The organism is Amycolatopsis sp. DSM 110486 (assembly GCF_019468465.1).
Taxonomy (GTDB): Bacteria; Actinomycetota; Actinomycetes; order Mycobacteriales; family Pseudonocardiaceae; genus Amycolatopsis.
This window is the reverse complement of the sequence record NZ_CP080519.1, coordinates 9928494-9943438: the sequence shown is the minus strand read 5'-3', so window position 1 is coordinate 9943438 and position 14945 is coordinate 9928494. Positions and strand designations below refer to the sequence as shown.

At 68.6% G+C, this 14945-nt stretch carries 17 protein-coding genes and 1 pseudogene; 12 read left to right on the top strand and 6 right to left on the bottom strand.

The window, feature by feature from the left end; translation table 11 throughout:
* Positions 1 to 318: 318 nt before the first annotated feature.
* Genes K1T34_RS47960 through K1T34_RS47945 form a run of 4 tightly spaced genes read left to right on the top strand, consistent with a single transcriptional unit; the run spans position 319 to position 4845 of the window.
* Entirely contained in the window at positions 319 to 1674 is a 1356-nt protein-coding gene (locus tag K1T34_RS47960; RefSeq protein WP_220241437.1) for a cytochrome P450, read from the top strand.
* A gap of 5 nt (positions 1675 to 1679) precedes the next feature.
* Positions 1680 to 2705, top strand: coding sequence for a hypothetical protein (locus K1T34_RS47955; protein ID WP_220241436.1), 1026 nt, complete (start codon positions 1680 to 1682; stop codon positions 2703 to 2705).
* Between the two features lie 32 nt (positions 2706 to 2737).
* Positions 2738 to 4090 (top strand): cytochrome P450, encoded by a 1353-nt coding sequence (locus tag K1T34_RS47950; RefSeq protein WP_220241435.1) that lies wholly within the window; start codon positions 2738 to 2740, stop codon positions 4088 to 4090.
* Positions 4090 to 4845 carry a glucose 1-dehydrogenase gene (locus K1T34_RS47945; protein ID WP_220241434.1) on the top strand — a complete coding sequence of 252 codons (756 nt, stop codon included), beginning with the start codon at positions 4090 to 4092 and terminating at the stop codon, positions 4843 to 4845. Before K1T34_RS47950 ends, K1T34_RS47945 begins: the two co-directional genes overlap by 1 nt.
* A gap of 1 nt (position 4846) precedes the next feature.
* On the opposite strand, the gene K1T34_RS54980 is transcribed toward K1T34_RS47945, so the two are convergent.
* The 5 genes from K1T34_RS54980 to K1T34_RS47920 form a co-directional block, all read right to left on the bottom strand.
* Positions 4847 to 5155 carry a transposase gene (locus K1T34_RS54980; RefSeq protein ID WP_370643861.1) on the bottom strand — a complete coding sequence of 103 codons (309 nt, stop codon included), beginning with the start codon at positions 5153 to 5155 and terminating at the stop codon, positions 4847 to 4849.
* Positions 5064 to 5360 (bottom strand): helix-turn-helix transcriptional regulator, encoded by a 297-nt coding sequence (locus K1T34_RS54975; RefSeq protein WP_220241432.1) that lies wholly within the window; start codon positions 5358 to 5360, stop codon positions 5064 to 5066. Before K1T34_RS54975 ends, K1T34_RS54980 begins: the two co-directional genes overlap by 92 nt.
* Before the next feature lie 64 nt (positions 5361 to 5424).
* Positions 5425 to 5790, bottom strand: a complete 366-nt coding sequence (locus tag K1T34_RS47930) for a hypothetical protein (RefSeq protein WP_220241431.1) — start codon at positions 5788 to 5790, stop codon at positions 5425 to 5427.
* Between the two features lie 389 nt (positions 5791 to 6179).
* Positions 6180 to 6629: a helix-turn-helix domain-containing protein gene (locus K1T34_RS47925; RefSeq protein ID WP_220241430.1), complete on the bottom strand. Its 450-nt coding sequence runs from the start codon at positions 6627 to 6629 to the stop codon at positions 6180 to 6182.
* A gap of 92 nt (positions 6630 to 6721) precedes the next feature.
* Complete coding sequence (locus tag K1T34_RS47920) at positions 6722 to 7009, bottom strand: hypothetical protein (protein WP_220241429.1); 288 nt, start codon at positions 7007 to 7009, stop codon at positions 6722 to 6724.
* Between the two features lie 523 nt (positions 7010 to 7532).
* Between K1T34_RS47920 and K1T34_RS54970 the strand changes: the two are divergent.
* From K1T34_RS54970 to K1T34_RS47910, 3 genes and pseudogenes are all read left to right on the top strand, one after another.
* Positions 7533 to 7729, top strand: a pseudogene (locus tag K1T34_RS54970) (MerR family transcriptional regulator); the annotation flags it as partial.
* 58 nt (positions 7730 to 7787) lie between these two features.
* Positions 7788 to 8285, top strand: coding sequence for a hypothetical protein (locus K1T34_RS47915; RefSeq protein WP_255638884.1), 498 nt, complete (start codon positions 7788 to 7790; stop codon positions 8283 to 8285).
* A gap of 62 nt (positions 8286 to 8347) precedes the next feature.
* The gene (locus tag K1T34_RS47910) at positions 8348 to 8680 is read left to right on the top strand and encodes a YnfA family protein (RefSeq protein ID WP_220241428.1); all 333 of its coding nucleotides are present in this window, start codon (positions 8348 to 8350) and stop codon (positions 8678 to 8680) included.
* A gap of 173 nt (positions 8681 to 8853) precedes the next feature.
* Here K1T34_RS47910 and K1T34_RS47905 read toward each other — a convergent pair whose 3' ends face one another.
* Positions 8854 to 9558 (bottom strand): metalloregulator ArsR/SmtB family transcription factor, encoded by a 705-nt coding sequence (locus tag K1T34_RS47905; RefSeq protein ID WP_220241427.1) that lies wholly within the window; start codon positions 9556 to 9558, stop codon positions 8854 to 8856.
* Positions 9559 to 9666: 108 nt separating this feature from the next.
* Between K1T34_RS47905 and K1T34_RS47900 the strand changes: the two genes are divergently transcribed.
* The 5 genes from K1T34_RS47900 to chrA all read left to right on the top strand — a co-directional run bounded on the left by K1T34_RS47900 (position 9667) and on the right by chrA (position 14808).
* Positions 9667 to 11040, top strand: a complete 1374-nt coding sequence (locus K1T34_RS47900; RefSeq protein WP_220241426.1) for a rhodanese-like domain-containing protein — start codon at positions 9667 to 9669, stop codon at positions 11038 to 11040.
* Positions 11037 to 12347, top strand: coding sequence for an MFS transporter (locus K1T34_RS47895; protein WP_220241425.1), 1311 nt, complete (start codon positions 11037 to 11039; stop codon positions 12345 to 12347). The genes K1T34_RS47900 and K1T34_RS47895 overlap by 4 nt, the downstream gene beginning before the upstream one ends.
* A gap of 114 nt (positions 12348 to 12461) precedes the next feature.
* Complete coding sequence (locus K1T34_RS47890) at positions 12462 to 13196, top strand: ArsR family transcriptional regulator (protein ID WP_370643558.1); 735 nt, start codon at positions 12462 to 12464, stop codon at positions 13194 to 13196.
* A complete protein-coding gene (locus tag K1T34_RS47885) occupies positions 13193 to 13576 on the top strand; it encodes a VOC family protein (RefSeq protein ID WP_220241423.1) in 384 nt (127 codons plus the stop codon). Before K1T34_RS47890 ends, K1T34_RS47885 begins: the two co-directional genes overlap by 4 nt.
* A gap of 23 nt (positions 13577 to 13599) precedes the next feature.
* Positions 13600 to 14808, top strand: coding sequence for a chromate efflux transporter (gene chrA, locus K1T34_RS47880; protein ID WP_220241422.1), 1209 nt, complete (start codon positions 13600 to 13602; stop codon positions 14806 to 14808).
* The last annotated feature ends 137 nt before the right edge of the window (positions 14809 to 14945 follow it).

Genomic DNA, 14945 nt, shown 5'->3' with positions numbered 1-14945 from the left:
CGTCACTCACAAGCGTCAGTTCTTCCTTGTTTCGCACGAAAGAACACTCCTTCGGGGCGTGAACAGGAACTCGGATCCATAGCGACGGAATACGTCGAGCGGGTGATCCGGGCGGCGGTCCTTGACAGATTCCGTTGCGAAGCTTGGAATCGGGTGAGCACGAGGTCTGAGCCTCGACGAGTCGCGACCCGCCTTCCGGGGCTCGCGAACCACCACTTCCACCCTTCAGGGGGCTCGATGTCACGCGCCGAAGAATATCCCGAGGTCGCACCCCGAAGAGCCGTTGCTCCTACGAAGTGTCCATATAGGACGGATGAAGTGCGGATTCCCGTGGAGGTGCACGAGGCCGTCGAAGCTCCCGGAGCGTGGCCGGTCCTCGGTCACATCGTCCCGGTGCTGCGCAAACCTCTGGAGTTCCTTCCCGCGCTGGCTCGCTACGGCGACGTCGTCAAGGTGCGATTCGGCAACTTCCCCGTCTACGTCATCGCCGACCCCGACGCCACTCGCGACGTGCTGGTACCGGGCGACCTCGAGTACAAGCGAGGCCTCTGTTTCGAACGGTTGAAACCCGGCCTGGGCGAAGGGATCGCGACCGCGTCAGGCGACGAGCACCGGCGGCTGCGCAAGCTGCTCCAGCCGGTCTTCAGCCGCGAGCGCCTCGTGGAGTACTCGTCGATCATGCGCACCGCGGCCGAAGAAGCGGCGGATTCCTGGCAGGACGGCGCAACGCTGGCGGCCGACGAGGTCATGAACGACCTGGCCCTGACCGCGTTGACCCGCAGCCTGTTCAAGTTCACCGCCAACGCCGAGACGGCCGACGCGATCAAACACGGCATGCGGCTGCTGACCCACAGCCTGCTCAAACGCATCGTCCTGCCACCGGCGTGGGAAAAGGTTCCCACTCCCGGCAACATCCGCTTCACCCGTGCCATGAACCGGATGAATCGCTCGATCGACGAGGTCGTCTCCGCCTATCGCGCGGCGAGGCAGGACCGCGGCGACGTGCTATCCGCGTTGCTCGCGGTGCGCGACGAAGACGGCAATGGCTTGTCCGACGAGGAGCTCCACGCGCAGGTGATGACGTTGGCACTCACCGGCGTCGAGGCACCCGGGGCGACGCTGGGCTGGGTGCTGTACGAGATCGGCCGCAACCCCGAGGTGGCCGCGCGCGTGCACGCCGAGCTCGATGAGGTCCTCGCCGGCCGCGCGCCGGAGTATGACGACCTGCCCGCGCTGGAGTACCTCGGCCGCGTGATCGACGAGGTACTCAGGCTGCACACGCCGCTTTTGTTCTCGCGGCGCACGTTGACCGAGGTTCGCGCCGGCCGGTCCACCATCCCGGCCGACGCGGAGCTCATCTACAGCCCGTACCTGCTGCACCACGACGCCCGCTGGTTCCCGGACCCGCTGCGCTTCGACCCCGACCGCTGGCTTCCGGAGAACGCGCAGCGGATTCCGAAGGGCGCCTACATCCCGTTCGCCGCGGGCTCGTACCAGTGCATCGGCAAGGTGTTCGCGACGATGGAGCTCACGATGATCGCCTCGGTGATCTGCTCGCGCTGGAACCTGAGTCTGGCGCAGGGCACGGAAGTCCGCGAGGTGGCCAGCGCGCTGATCCGCCCGGACAAGCTGCCGATGATCTTCAGCCGGCGCACGCTCCCGGCTTCGGTGTGAATGCCATGGGAACCTACGAAATGCCGGATCTGCGGCTGCCGTTCGAAACTGCCAGTCATCCCGACGCATCGCACGTTCAGGAGCTCACCGAGGCCTGGTGCCGCAAGTTCGGCCTGCTGCGTTCGCCGGAGGTGGCGGCGAAGTTCCGGGCCCTTGGTTACGGCCGCATCATGGCCACGCTCACCCCCTGGGCCTCGCTCGAGGGTCTCGCGCTGATCACCGACTGGAACAGCTTCTTTTTCGTCACCGACGACCAGCAGAACATCGGTGTGACGACCGGCCGCGCCGAGCGTTACGAGGGTCTCGTGGCGAGCATGCGGCGCATCATCGGCGGTGACGAGCGGGCGACGGTGCACGAGGACCATCCGCTTGTCGCGGCGCTGCGGGATCTGCTCGAGCGCACGGTTGCCGGTCGACCGGGTTACTGGACAACGCGGTTGCGTCATAACCTGGACCGGTGGCTCACGGGGCACCTGGCCGAGAACGCCTATCGGCTGTCGGGGACCGTGCCGACCGTCGAGGACTACATCTCGGTGCGCCGCGACGCGTCCACAGTACTGCCCACTGTAGACCTCGTGGAGCTGGTCGAAGGCGCGACGGTGCCGGACGTGCTGTACCGGACGCCGCACTACCAGACCCTGGTGCTGGGCACGGCCGACATCATGTGCTGGATCAACGACATCCACTCGCTGCACATGGAGCAGGGCGATCCGATCAACCTCGTCACGGTGCTGGACCACCACGAGCATCTGGGCGTGCAGGGCGCGATCGACGCCGTGGCCGCGCGGATAGCGTCCCGTGTGGACGATCACCTCACGGCGGCCCGGGAGCTGCCGGAAGTCATGGCGGCGCTGGAAATCGAGGCGCCGGAGCTTGTGCTGCGGTGCGTGCGTGACCAGCAGTCGTGGGCGGCCGGCATGGAGGCCTGGGACCGTACCGGCACCATCCGATTCTCGCCCTCCGAGGCTTCTCCCGATGGCGCGAAGGCGTCCTATGTGGAGGACCTGCTCGACTGGCCAACCACGGCCTGACTTCGACTCGACATTCCTCTTTGGAGCGTTCCATGACCATGCTCCTGGCTCGCCAGGCTCCCACCGCGCCGGGTGGTCTCCCGTTGCTCGGGCACACGCTTTCACTACTGCGCCGCGACCGCGTCGGTTATCTCACGTCGTTGCAGCCCGCCGGTGACATCGTGCGGATCCGGATCGGCACGAGGCCGTTCCTCGTGCTGAACTCGCCGGAGCTCGTGCGTGCCGTGATGGTGGAGGAGGCGAAGAGCTTCGACCGCGGGCGCATCTTCCAGAAGGCGCGCCCGTATGTCGGCGACGGATTGTTCACCGCCGAAGGCACCGAGCATCTTCGACAGCGCCGGATGGTGCAGCCGGCGTTCCATCGGGAACAGATCCAGCGCAGCATCCGCATCATGAGCGACGTCGTCCGTGAGCAGGCGGCGACGTGGCGGCCCGGCGAGACCGTCGCGATGGACCGCGAGATGCACGTGATGGCGAGCGAGATCATCGGCCAGACCATGTTTCTCGCCCCGGAGGCGCGGGAGGTGGTGCAGCTGGCCCGGGACCAGCTGCCGGCCCTGCTGCAGGGGCTGGGCCAGCGCACGCTGTTGCCCGACTTCTTCGCGCGCGTGCCAACCCCGGTCGGCCGACGCTTCGACGCCGCCTGCGCCGACCTGCGTGACGCCGCCGCGCGCCTCGTCGCCGTCTACCGCAGGGACCACGGCGACCTCGGCGACTTCGTGTCCCTGCTCCTGGGCGCGCACGACGCCCGGACCGGCACGACGCTGACCGACACGCAGATCCGCGACCAGATCATGACGCTGCTGATCGCCGGCATCGAGACGCCGGCGACGCTGATGACGTGGGCGATGTACGAGATCGCGCGCGACCCCTCGCTCAGGCAACGGCTCGAAGTGGAGGTCGACGAGGTTGTCGACGGGCGCGACATCGAGGCGGCGAATCTGCCCGCGTTGACACTCACCGAGGCTGTTGTGCAGGAAAACCTGCGGCTGCACCACCCACTGTGGATTCTCATGCGCCGCGCGGTCAAACCCGTCACTCTCGGCGGCGTGACCATCGAGCCGGGCAGTGAGGTGCTCTACAGTCCCGCGGCTTTGCAGCGCGACCCGGAGATCTTCGCCGATCCGTTGCGGTTCAACCCCGACCGTTGGCTTGGTGACGCGTCGACCGAACGGATGCGGCGGGCGTTCATGCCGTTCGGGCTCGGCAACCGGCAATGCATCGGCGACGCGTTTTCCGGGGTCCAGATGAAGATCACCATCGCCGGCATCGTCGCGGGCCGCCGGCTGGACCTGCTCGCCGGTTTCCGCCCGAAGACCGTGATCTCCAGCATCGTGCACCTCGACCGGCTGCCGATGACCGTCCACACGCGGGGGAAACACTGATGCTCGAGGGCAAGTCTGTGATCGTGACCGGTGCCGGCTCCGGCATCGGCCGCAGTACCGCTCTGGTGCTGGCCGGGTACGGCGCGCGGTTGCTGCTCGCCGACATCGACCACGGCACGTGCCGGGAGACGGCCGACTTGGTCGTGGCACAGGGCGGCACGGCTACCGCGGTGAAGGCCGATGTGGCCCTTGAGGACGATGTCGAAGCGATGGTGGCGGCCGCGGTAGCGGCTTACGGCCGGCTCGATGGGGCGTTCAACAACGCCGGTGTCGACGGTGCTTTCGAGTCCGTCGCCGAGTCCACTCGGGACAACTGGCACCGGGTGATGTCGGTGAACCTCGAAGGCGTGTGGCTCTGCATGCGGGCCGAGATCCGCCGGATGCTGGGCGCCGGCGGAGGGTCCATTGTGAACACGTCGTCGACTGGCGGTTTGGTCGGGATGGGCATCGGCCTGTCCGCTTACGTGGCGGCCAAGCACGGCGTCGTCGGCCTGACGCGCGCCGCCGCTCTCGAATACGCGACACAGGGGATCCGCGTCAATGCCGTCTGCCCGGGCACCGTGCGCACCGGCATGTACGAGCAGGTGGTGGCCACCGGGGTAGTCACGGAGGAGCAGATCGCGGCGATGCAGCCGATCAACCGGGCCGCACAGCCGGAGGAGATCGCCGAGGCGGTGGCGTGGATGCTGTCGGACCGCGCGTCTTTCGTGACCGGGCAGGCGTGGGCTGTCGACGGTGGGCTGGTGGCGCAGTGAGCTAGGGCGTGTCTGATGATGCCTTGGTCCAGCGGATCACGGCATGGAGAACGATCGCGGATCGGTAAACGATGGCGAGCTTGCCGTAGCGAGTGGCCAGGCCACGCCATTGATTGAGCAGCTTGAAGCGGCGTTCGATCACGTTGCGGCCCCGGTAATCGAGCGAGTCGAACGCGGGCGGGCGACCACCACGGGGACCCGACGTTCGTAGAGGCGGGTCATGCGGTTCGTGCGGGGATGCGGTGTTCGACGTGCATGGAGTTGTGCACGTTCGAGGCGAGTTCCCGGAGGCGTTTGTACTCGGGTCCAGCCACCTTGAACAGACCGAGGAGATACGACGTCATGTCCGGTGACGGCCTGCGTGATCCGGCTTCCCAGTGGCTGATGTTGGCCGGTGGGACGTCTACCCGGTCCGCCTGTTCACGGAGGCCGAACTTCGCTCGCATTCGGGCCCGGTGAAGTTCGGCGCCGAGCGCGAAGGCGGCGGGTGGGGTCGCGCGGGAACGGATCTTCACTGGGAGTCTTCCTGAGATAGATCGGCGAGGGCGTGGTGAATCGGCGGACGAGCTCTGCGGCGCGTCAGCGTCGCCTGCGGGGCGCACGGCGCGATCCGTGACGGTCGGCGGTCCCGGATCGTCGCGGCGTGGCCGGTCGAGCCTCGGCCACTTCGGGAACAGGAGGCCGCGTGCCGTCACCGTTGAGATCCGATCGAGGTTCGTCGGTGTCGTCCGGTGCCGGCAGCTGGATCGGGTGTTCGTTGACCACGCCGGTTTCGAGGTCGCCGGCGTAGCTTTGCAGGATCTCGGCCGTATCGGCCAGTTGCTCGGATACTCGACGAATAGTGTCCACTGTGGAGTTTCCGTTGATCAAAGCGTCGGTGAGCTGAAGCGCTTGCAGGCAGGTCCGGTTGAGCGCCGCTGCTGCGTGTTCGGTGCTGAGGTCCATGGGGTCGTCCCGGCGTGCTGGTCGTGGTTGGGGTGGTGATGTGCGGTCGAGGTTTCGCAGTCCCTTGAGGACGCGGTCGAGGAAGTCGAGATATGGGTCTTCGACGAGGTCGAGGTCGGCGGCTGTCGGCCAAACAGGGGTTGCGCCCGGGTGAGGTGACGTGCCCCGCGACTCTCGTGGGTGGCGTGCCATCCTCACCCAACTCTCCGTGTTACCCCGCGGCGGTGACAGTGCGCCGTGCGGGCTGGAAGATCGGTTACGTTCCAGGAGTCGGCGCCGGCAAATCGCCGACCGGCCGGCTCGAGTGTGGCGTCGGCTGAAGTCCCCTCCTGCGTCCTGGTTTCTGCCCAGTCGCCGGTGGCGTATGGAGGGGACTGCCCACCGGGGCGTCATTTCGGGACCTGCGGCAAGCGGTCGAACGCACTGGTGTAGCTGCGCCCGACGACCTCGGCCATCGAGATCTCCAGCGCCCGGCACGTGATGGCCAAGGCGACGACCGGGACGGCCCGGAGGCCGTGTTCCCAGTTCGCGACCCGTTCGGGCGAGTACTCCACACCGCAGCGTTCGATCAGCTGCTGCCGGGTCCACCCGCGCTCGGAGCGGGCGAGGTGAAGTTCCGCCCCGATTCCGGCCAGAAACGTCTTCGATGCTTCGGTGAAGCTGTGACCACGGGGATCCGTCCCGGCCGCGGGCCGGGCCGGGCGCGCCGGTGCCTCACCTGCGAGCGCGCCGAGACCGTGCTCGATGAATCGCCGGACCCACCGGCGGACCGTGGAGGTGGAGACTCCGGCACGCGCGGCGCCTTCGGTGAACGGCTGGCCCGAAAACCAACTCTGCACCGCGGCGACGCGGACCCGAACGACCGGATCGGCATGCCGCGATTCCCGTGCCAGGGCTTCGCGCTGTCCGGAGCTGAGGGAGGGGCGTGGCTTCACCGTGCTGCCACCGGCGACAAGGGTTGCCACCCCATCAGCTGAGCGAGGACTCGCTCGACATCGAACAAGTCTGCCCTCAGCTGCGTGTAGGCGGCGAACTGCGTCTCGGCCGGGACGGTGGCCCAGGCCGAACGCCACACCGCGATCCGGTCCAACGCCTCGGTCAACAGCTCAGTGGCCGGGTCCTCGACGGCCAGCCTTCGCGCCGCGGTGATCAGCACGCGATGGTTGAGGCGAAACTCGCGCAGACTGGCGCCACGGTCGAGGTGTGGTGGTTGCAGCATCGGAAGGTCGACGAGTGCGTGGCGGGCGCGGTCGACAACGGCTCGGCGGCACAAACGCTGCGCCCACCTCATCCGCGGTGGCTCTTGGCGACATAGCAGCCGTTGGGGCGAAAGGTGCGATCGATGCCCCGGTGGAAGCCGACTGCGCAAGCCACTCCGAGAAGAGGACGCTGGTGCCGCTCGCCGCATTCGGTGTCTTGAGCCTCGCCACGGTCGTGTTCGTGCACGAACTGGCCGAGTTTTCGTCATCGGCAACGGCGTCCGAGCCGGGCGGCTGCGGCCCCTGCGGGGCATCACGGCACCCGAACCGGTTTCGGCGCAGCAGATTCCGGCCGGGGGGAAGTCCGAGGAGGACGGATGCTCGTGCTGTGCTCCGCAGCAGGTCTTCCCCGCGCTTCAGCCCGAGATGCCCGCCCTCAGCCCGAATCGGCGCGACTTGCCGCCCAGCTGAACCCCGCCCCTTGGATGGCTGTGCTGTTTTGCGGTTGACCTTCGAGTCGGCTGGAAGGTTTACGGTCGTGAGGTGACGACGTTGCGGATCTCCCAGCTGGCAGAGCGAGTCGGCGTGAAGCCGACGACGTTGCGGTTCTACGAACAGGCTGGGCTGCTTCCCGCACGCCGGTCGGAGTCGGGTATCGGCTTTACGACGAGGAGTCGGTGGAGCGCCTGGAGTTCATCGCCACCGGCAAGCACCTCGGGCTGCCGCTGGAGGAGATCCGTGACCTGCTGGGTGTGTGGGAGGACGGGTTGTGCACCGACGTGCGCACGGCTGCGGCCGATGCTCCTTGCTCGCCTCGGCGAGGCCCAGCAGCGCGCCGCCGAGCTGGAGGCGTTCACCGATCGCCTGCGCGAGGCACTGAACGAGATCGACGGTCCGCCGCGCCCGGGCCGGTGCGACCCGGGCTGCGGATTCCTGCACCAGAAGCCGCCGGTAGCGGAGCCGGCGCCGGTGCCCGTTGAGTTCAACGTGCGTCGGCCGGCGGAAGAGCCGGAGTCCGCGCCGATCGCATGCCTGCTGACGGGCGGAGAACAAGCTGAGCGCATCGGGCAGTGGCGTGAGCTGCTCACCAGAGCAGAGCGCGAGCCGACCGATGAGGGGCTGCTGTTCCGGCTCCCGGCCGAGCTGGCCGGGCGCGTGGCCGAACTCGCAGCCGCCGAGCAGCAATCCTGCGCCTTCTTCGGATTCACCCTGCGCCTCCGCCGCGAGGTGCTCGAGTTCGACGTACACGCGCCAGCCGAAGCAGCGCCGCTGCTGGCCGACGTCTTCGGTGACTGACCCCACGCCTCAGTCTTGTGCGCACAGCGCGCGCTACTGCCCGCGCTTCGAGAGGATTGTTCGTGCTCGTGTTGCGTTCGATCGGGCTGTTCGTGCTCGCCGCCATCTTGGAGATCGGTGGTGCCTGGCTCGTGTGGCAAGGCGTCCGCGACCACCGCGGCTGGTTGTGGATCGGGAGCGGGATCATCGCCCTCGGCCTTTACGGGTTCGTCGCAACCCTGCAGCCCGACGCCCAGTTCGGCCGCATTCTGGCCGCGTACGGCGGCGTGTTCGTCGCCGGCTCCCTGCTGTGGGGTGTCATCGCCGACGGCTACCGCCCCGACCGCTTCGACGTGATCGGAGCATTCATCTGCCTCACCGGCGTCGGGGTCATCATGTACGCCCCGCGCGGCTGACCAGCTGGTCGGACCGCCGATCGTGGCGTGTGGCGCGCACTTTGGCCCTACACTGCGGTCTCGACGTCACTGGGGAGTGCTCCAGCGGTCGGCGTTGTGGCGTTGTAGTCCATGTAGACCGGCCCACCCCGCAAGCACTCCGGCCGTGTCGGCCGCGGGAATTGCGTGTTCGGTCATGCGAGGTCTCCGGTGTCGACGGGCATTTCGGCCAGGCGCCACTCCAGCATGCCGTCGTCCAGCCGGACCGCGCGGCGGCCGCGGTCGGTCAGCAGCCGCACCGCGTCGTAGGCCAGTACGCAGTACTCGCCTCGGCAGTACACGACGATGTCCGCGCCGTCGGGTAGTTCGTTGATCCGGTCCGCCAGCTCCTCTACCGGGACGCTCAGCGCGCCCGGGATGTGACCCGCCCGGTACTCGTGCACCGGCCGGACGTCCAGCAGCACCACTTCCCCCGCTGCCGCGCGCACCTGCAACTGCTCGCGGGTGATTTCCTCGTCGGGCGCGGCACCGAGGTAGGCCTCACGCGCATGCGGCACCGCCGGCTGATGGGCCTGGGCGACGGTGCGCAGCAACGCGAACAGCTGCGCGACGTCCTCGCCGGCGAGGCGATAGTGCACCCGTACCCCGTCCCGGCGGGTCGCGACGAAGCCTGCCTGTTTGAGGGTCTGCAGATGTGCGGACGCGGTCGTCAGGTTCAGCCCCGACGCGGTGGCGAGCGCGTCCACGGTGCGCTCGCCCTGTGCCAGCAGGTCGAGCAGTTCCAGGCGCTTGCCGTTGGCGAGCGCCTTCCCGCTGACCGCGAACGCCTCGTACAACCGCGCCTTGGCCGCCGTCTTCACCGAACCACTGTCCGGATCGGTCGCGGTGTTGTCCGCCATCTTCCCATCCTCCATAAATCTATGGATTAATGTATATCAGACGCTGGACACGTCACGCGGCACGCACAGGGACGGTCGCGCGCCGCTCCGGCAAGGTTGGAGAACGTTGTGAGCTTCACCGACGATCACCTGTTCCCGCTGGTCGACGAAGGACTCGGCAACAGCGCCTACCTGGTGGATCTGGGCGACGGCAGCGCGCTGGCCGTCGACGCGTCCCGGGATCTGCGCACCCTCCACACGGCCGCGCGACGGCGTGGTCTGCGGGTCGCCTTCGCCGCGGACACGCACCTGCACGCCGATTTCCTCTCCGGTGCCGTGCAGCTCGGTCACGACACGGGAGCGACGGTGCTCGCCTCCGCGGCGGGACGTCGCCTGTTCGACCACACCCCGCTGGCTGATGGTGACGAGGTCGATCTCGGCGGCCTGACACTGAGGGCCCTCGCGACCCCCGGCCACACCGACGAGCACCTGTCGTTCCTGCTGCTCGACGGCGCGTGCGAACTCGGCGTGTTCACCGGCGGCTCGCTGATCGTCAACTCCGCGGCTCGCACGGACTTGCTCGGCCCAGCACGGACCGAGCAGTTGGCCCGCGCCCAGTACCGGTCGCTGCAACGCCTGATCACCCTGCCCGACGCCGTCGCCGTGTGGCCCACCCACGGCGCGGGGTCGTTCTGCTCCACCCCACCCGGCAGCGAACGCACGTCGACCATCGGGGAGCAGAAGCGCGCCAACCCGTTGCTGGCGGCACCCCACGAGGACGCGTTCGTCCATGTTCTGCTCGCCGGGCTGGGAACGTATCCGGCGTACTTCACCCGCCTCGCCGAAGCGAACCGGCGCGGCCCGGCCATCCTGGCCGGCACTCCGCCGATCGCTGCGCTCAGCGCCGCCACGGTGCGGGCGCTCCTCTCGGACGGGGCAACCGTCATCGATGCCCGCCCCGCGGACGACTACGCCACCGCCCACATCCCCCGCGCGGTGTCCATCCCGTTGCGCGAGCAATTCGCGACATGGCTGGGCTGGCTGATGCCCCACACCACCCCACTGGTATTCGTCCTCAATCCCGACCAGGACCCCGCCGACATCGCCTGGCAGTCCGCCAAAATCGGCTACGAACGACTGGCCGGACAGCTGGCCGGCGGCATCACTGCCTGGACGGACGCGGGCGGTCCGGTTCGCAGCACTGCCTTTGCCACCGCCACCCACGCGCCGACACGATCCTATGTAGACATCCGCCAAGCGCAGGAGTATCGCGCCGGTCACGTTCCGAGCGCGATCCACCTCGAACTCGGCGACCTGACCACACACGCCGCCGACGTCCCGCCCGGCGCTGTTGTGGCGTGCGGGCACGGTGAACGCGCCATGACCGCCGCCAGCCTCCTCGAGCGCGCCGGCCGCACCGATCTCACGGTGCTCGACGGGGGTCCCGGCGACTACGTCCGTGCCCACGACCTGAACCTCACCGGCGGGACCCAGCCGTCGTGACCGCAGGGGTGCGGCTGGGCCTGCGCGAGAACTGGCTCCAATTCACCCTGCTCGTCATCGTCAACGTCTGCGTCGGCGGCCTCGTCGGGCTGGAACGCACCACCGTGCCCCTGATCGGCACCGAGACCTTCGGCCTGACCAGCGACCTCGCCGTGTTCTCCTTCATCATCGCCTTCGGCATGACCAAGGCATTCACCAACCTCGCCGCCGGGGCCCTGACCGCCCGATTCACCCGCCGGCAGCTCCTGATCGCCGGCTGGCTGATCGGCATCCCCGTACCGTTCGCCCTCGCCTGGGCGCCATCCTGGGGCTGGATCATCGCGGCCAACGTGCTGCTCGGCCTCAACCAGGGACTGACCTGGTCGATGACCGTCAACATGAAGATCGACCTCGTCGGCCCGGCCCGCCGCGGACTGGCCACCGGCCTCAACGAAGCCGCAGGTTACGTCGCGGTCGGTGCCGTCGCCCTGCTCACCGGCTACCTAGCCGCCACCCACGGCCTTCGCCCCCTCCCCGAACTCATCGGGGTCGTCTTCGTCGCCGCAGGACTGGGCCTGTCCCTCGTCGTGCGCGACACCGCCGCGCACGTCGCCCTGGAATTGTCCCACCACCCCGCACCCGCTGACGGCGCCCAATCCGCCCGTCTGGCCGCCACCTTCGCCCGTACCACCTGGCAGAACCGATCCCTGCGGGGCGCCAGCCAGGCGGGCCTGGTCAACAACCTCAACGACGGTCTCATCTGGGGCGTGTTCCCGCTGTTGTTCACCCAGCACGGACTCGGGCTCGCCGCCGTCGGCCTCATCAAAGGGCTCTACCCCCTGTTGTGGGGCCTCGGCCAGATCCCCAGCGGGCACCTTTCCGATCGCATCGGCCGCAAACCCCTCATCGTCACTGGCATGCTCGTCCAAGCCGCGGGGTTCGCGCTCGCGCTCGCCCTGCTCGCCGATCCCCTGCTCGCAGGGATCATCTCCGCCATCGCACTCGGCCTGGGCACCGCCATGGTCTACCCGACACTCATCGCGTCAATCTCCGACCACGCCCACCCCGCCTGGCGCGCCAACGCCCTCGGCACCTACCGCTTCTGGCGCGACACCGGCTACGCGGTCGGCGCCCTGCTCGCCGGCATCCTCGCCGACACCCTCGGCCTCAACACCACCGTGATCGCCGCCGCCATCCTCACCGCCGCATCTGGCCTGCTCGCCGCCCGCTGGATCACCACCCCGCACGCCGCAACCGAAACCAGCCATCCAGCGGCGACGACCGGAACCGGCGAGCAACCGAAGCCCCCGAACGCCTCACCGTCCTGAGCGGTGCCGCTCGCTCGCACAGCCGCTCTCCGGCGGTTCGTTCGGCAAAACTTGGCTGTGCGGGCCGGCCCGAGGGGTAGATGCATCAATCTGTATTGATGTATCGTCAGCTGCGTGTCGGCAACTGGTCCATCTGAGCCGCCGCCATTCGTGCGGCTGGCTGGCGACCCGCTGCGCTGGAGGCTGATGCGCGAGCTCGCGCACACCGACCGCCGTGTGCGGGAGCTGGTAGATGCCGTCGGGCAGCCGCAGAACCTGGTGTCCTACCACCTGCGCAAGCTGCGCACGGCGGAGCTGGTCACCGCGCGGCGGAGCAGTTTCGATGGGCGCGACACGTATTACCACCTCGACCTTCGCCGGTGTGCGGACGCGCTCGCCGAGGCCGGCGCTGCGTTGCATCCTGGGCTCGGTGTCACGCGCGCGGCCCGTGGGCCGGCCAGGCTGCGGGTGCTGTTCCTCTGTACCGGCAACAGCGGCCGGTCGCCGATGGCCGCGGCGCTCTTGCGCCACCGCACCGGGGCCGAGGTGGCCAGCGCGGGCAGTCATCCGAAACCACTGCGCCCGGAGGCGGTGCGCGCGATGGCCGAGTACGGCATCACGCTTACCCACGAGCCTACGCATCTGGATTCGTTGCGGCAGCGGCGTTTCCATTGGGTGATCAGCTTGTGCGACCGGGTTCGTGAGGTCTGCCCGGAGTTTCCCGGCCGACCTCGGATGATCCACTGGAGCATCCCCGACCCGGCACGTGAGGCGGACAGCTACCCGGCCTTCCGCCGTGTCGCCGCAGAGCTGGATACGCGGATCGGATTCCTGATGGCAACCACTCCCGAAGAGGTGAGCCAAACATGACCACAGAACTGGTAAGCGTGCGGTATCTCGTCGACGACGTCGAAGCCGCTGTCGCCTTCTACTCCTCCAAGCTCGGCTTCACGGTGCGCTCGAGCGCGGTGCCGGCCTTCGCCGACGTTGTGCGCGGGAACCTGCGGTTGCTGCTGAGCGGCCCGGCCAGCTCCGCGGGACGCCCGATGCCGGACGGGAGCAAGCCCGGCCCCGGCGGATGGAACCGCATCCACTTCATCGTCGACGACATCGACGCCGAGGTGACGCGGCTGCGCGAGGCCGGGGTGCGGTTCCGCAGCGACGTCATCACGGGCCCTGGCGGCCGCCAGATCGTGTTCGACGACCCGGCCGGCAACCCGGTCGAAGTGTTCCAACCCGTCGGGCGGTGACCCCGGACCCCGAGCAGGAGCCGATGTTCGACCACACTGCGAACGCACCTGAACCATCCACCACCGACGGGGCGCCCAGCCTGGGCATCGTTCTGAGGCAATGGGGCCGGATCGGCTGCATCGGATTCGGTGGCCCGCCCACACACATCGCTCTGTTGCGCGCGTTGCGCGTTCAACGGCGGAAGTGGTTATCGGGGCAGGAGTTCGAGGACGCGATCGCCGCGTGCAACCTGCTGCCGGGCCCGGCCTCCACGCAGCTGGCAATTTTCACCGCCTGGCGGGTACGCGGCCGGGTGGGCGCGCTGGTCGGCGGGGCGGCGTTCATTGTGCCCGGATTGATCGTCATCCTCGGCTTGGCCGCCTTGTTCCTCGTGGGGTCCCCGCCGACGTGGGTGCGCGGCGCCGGTGCGGGTGCCGGCGCGGCGGTGGCGGCCGTCGCCGCGCACGCCGGCGTGGGCCTGATCCCGGCCGGCTGGCGTCGCGCGGGCATGACGAGCCGCGTGCGGTGGGGCCTGTACGTCGTTGCCGGTGGTACCGCGACGGCGACTTTGGGGCCGTGGCTGGTGCTTGTCCTGCTTGCCTGCGGCGTCATCGAACTGACCGTGCAACGCGCTCACCGCAGCGGTTCGGCCGCGACCCTGTTCGCGTTGCCCGCGAAACCGCTGGCCACCGCAGTCACGAGTGCCGCAGGAGCGGGGGTGTTCCTGACGGTGGCATGGGTGGCGCTCAAGGTGGGCGCACTGTCGTACGGCGGCGGCTTCGTGATCATTCCGCTCATGCAGCACGACGCGGTCAACACCTACCACTGGATGACCGGAGGCCAATTCCTCAGCGCGGTCGCCCTCGGCCAGATCACCCCCGGCCCGGTCGTCCAAACGGTCGCCGTGGTCGGCTACGCCGCGGCGGGGCTGTCCGGCGGCATCCTCGCCTCAGTCGTCGCATTCACCCCGTCCTTCACGTTCATCTTGCTCGGAGCCCGACACTTCGACAGGCTACGCGGTAATCCACATGTACGCGCGTTCCTCGACGGCGCGGGCCCTGCCGCGGTCGGCGCGATTCTCGGCTCAGCCATCCCGTTGGCGCTGAGCCTCACCGAGCTCTGGCAGTACGCGATCCTGCTCGGCGCCGCGATCCTGCTGCTGGCGCTCAAACGCGGTGTCGTCACCACCCTGCTCCTCGCCGCGGGAGCTGGGTCATTGCTCGCGATCGCCGGAGCAGCAGTCCCTCACTGACCGCACAGCTGAACAGGTGCCGTCGAACCGAGCAACGGCACCGCTGCTTTCGAGCACACGTTCTTGTCGGACCAGCTTTGGTCCGTGACGATAAAGGTCCATTGCTCAGGTGTCTCGCCGCGCATCTGTGTGGTCGC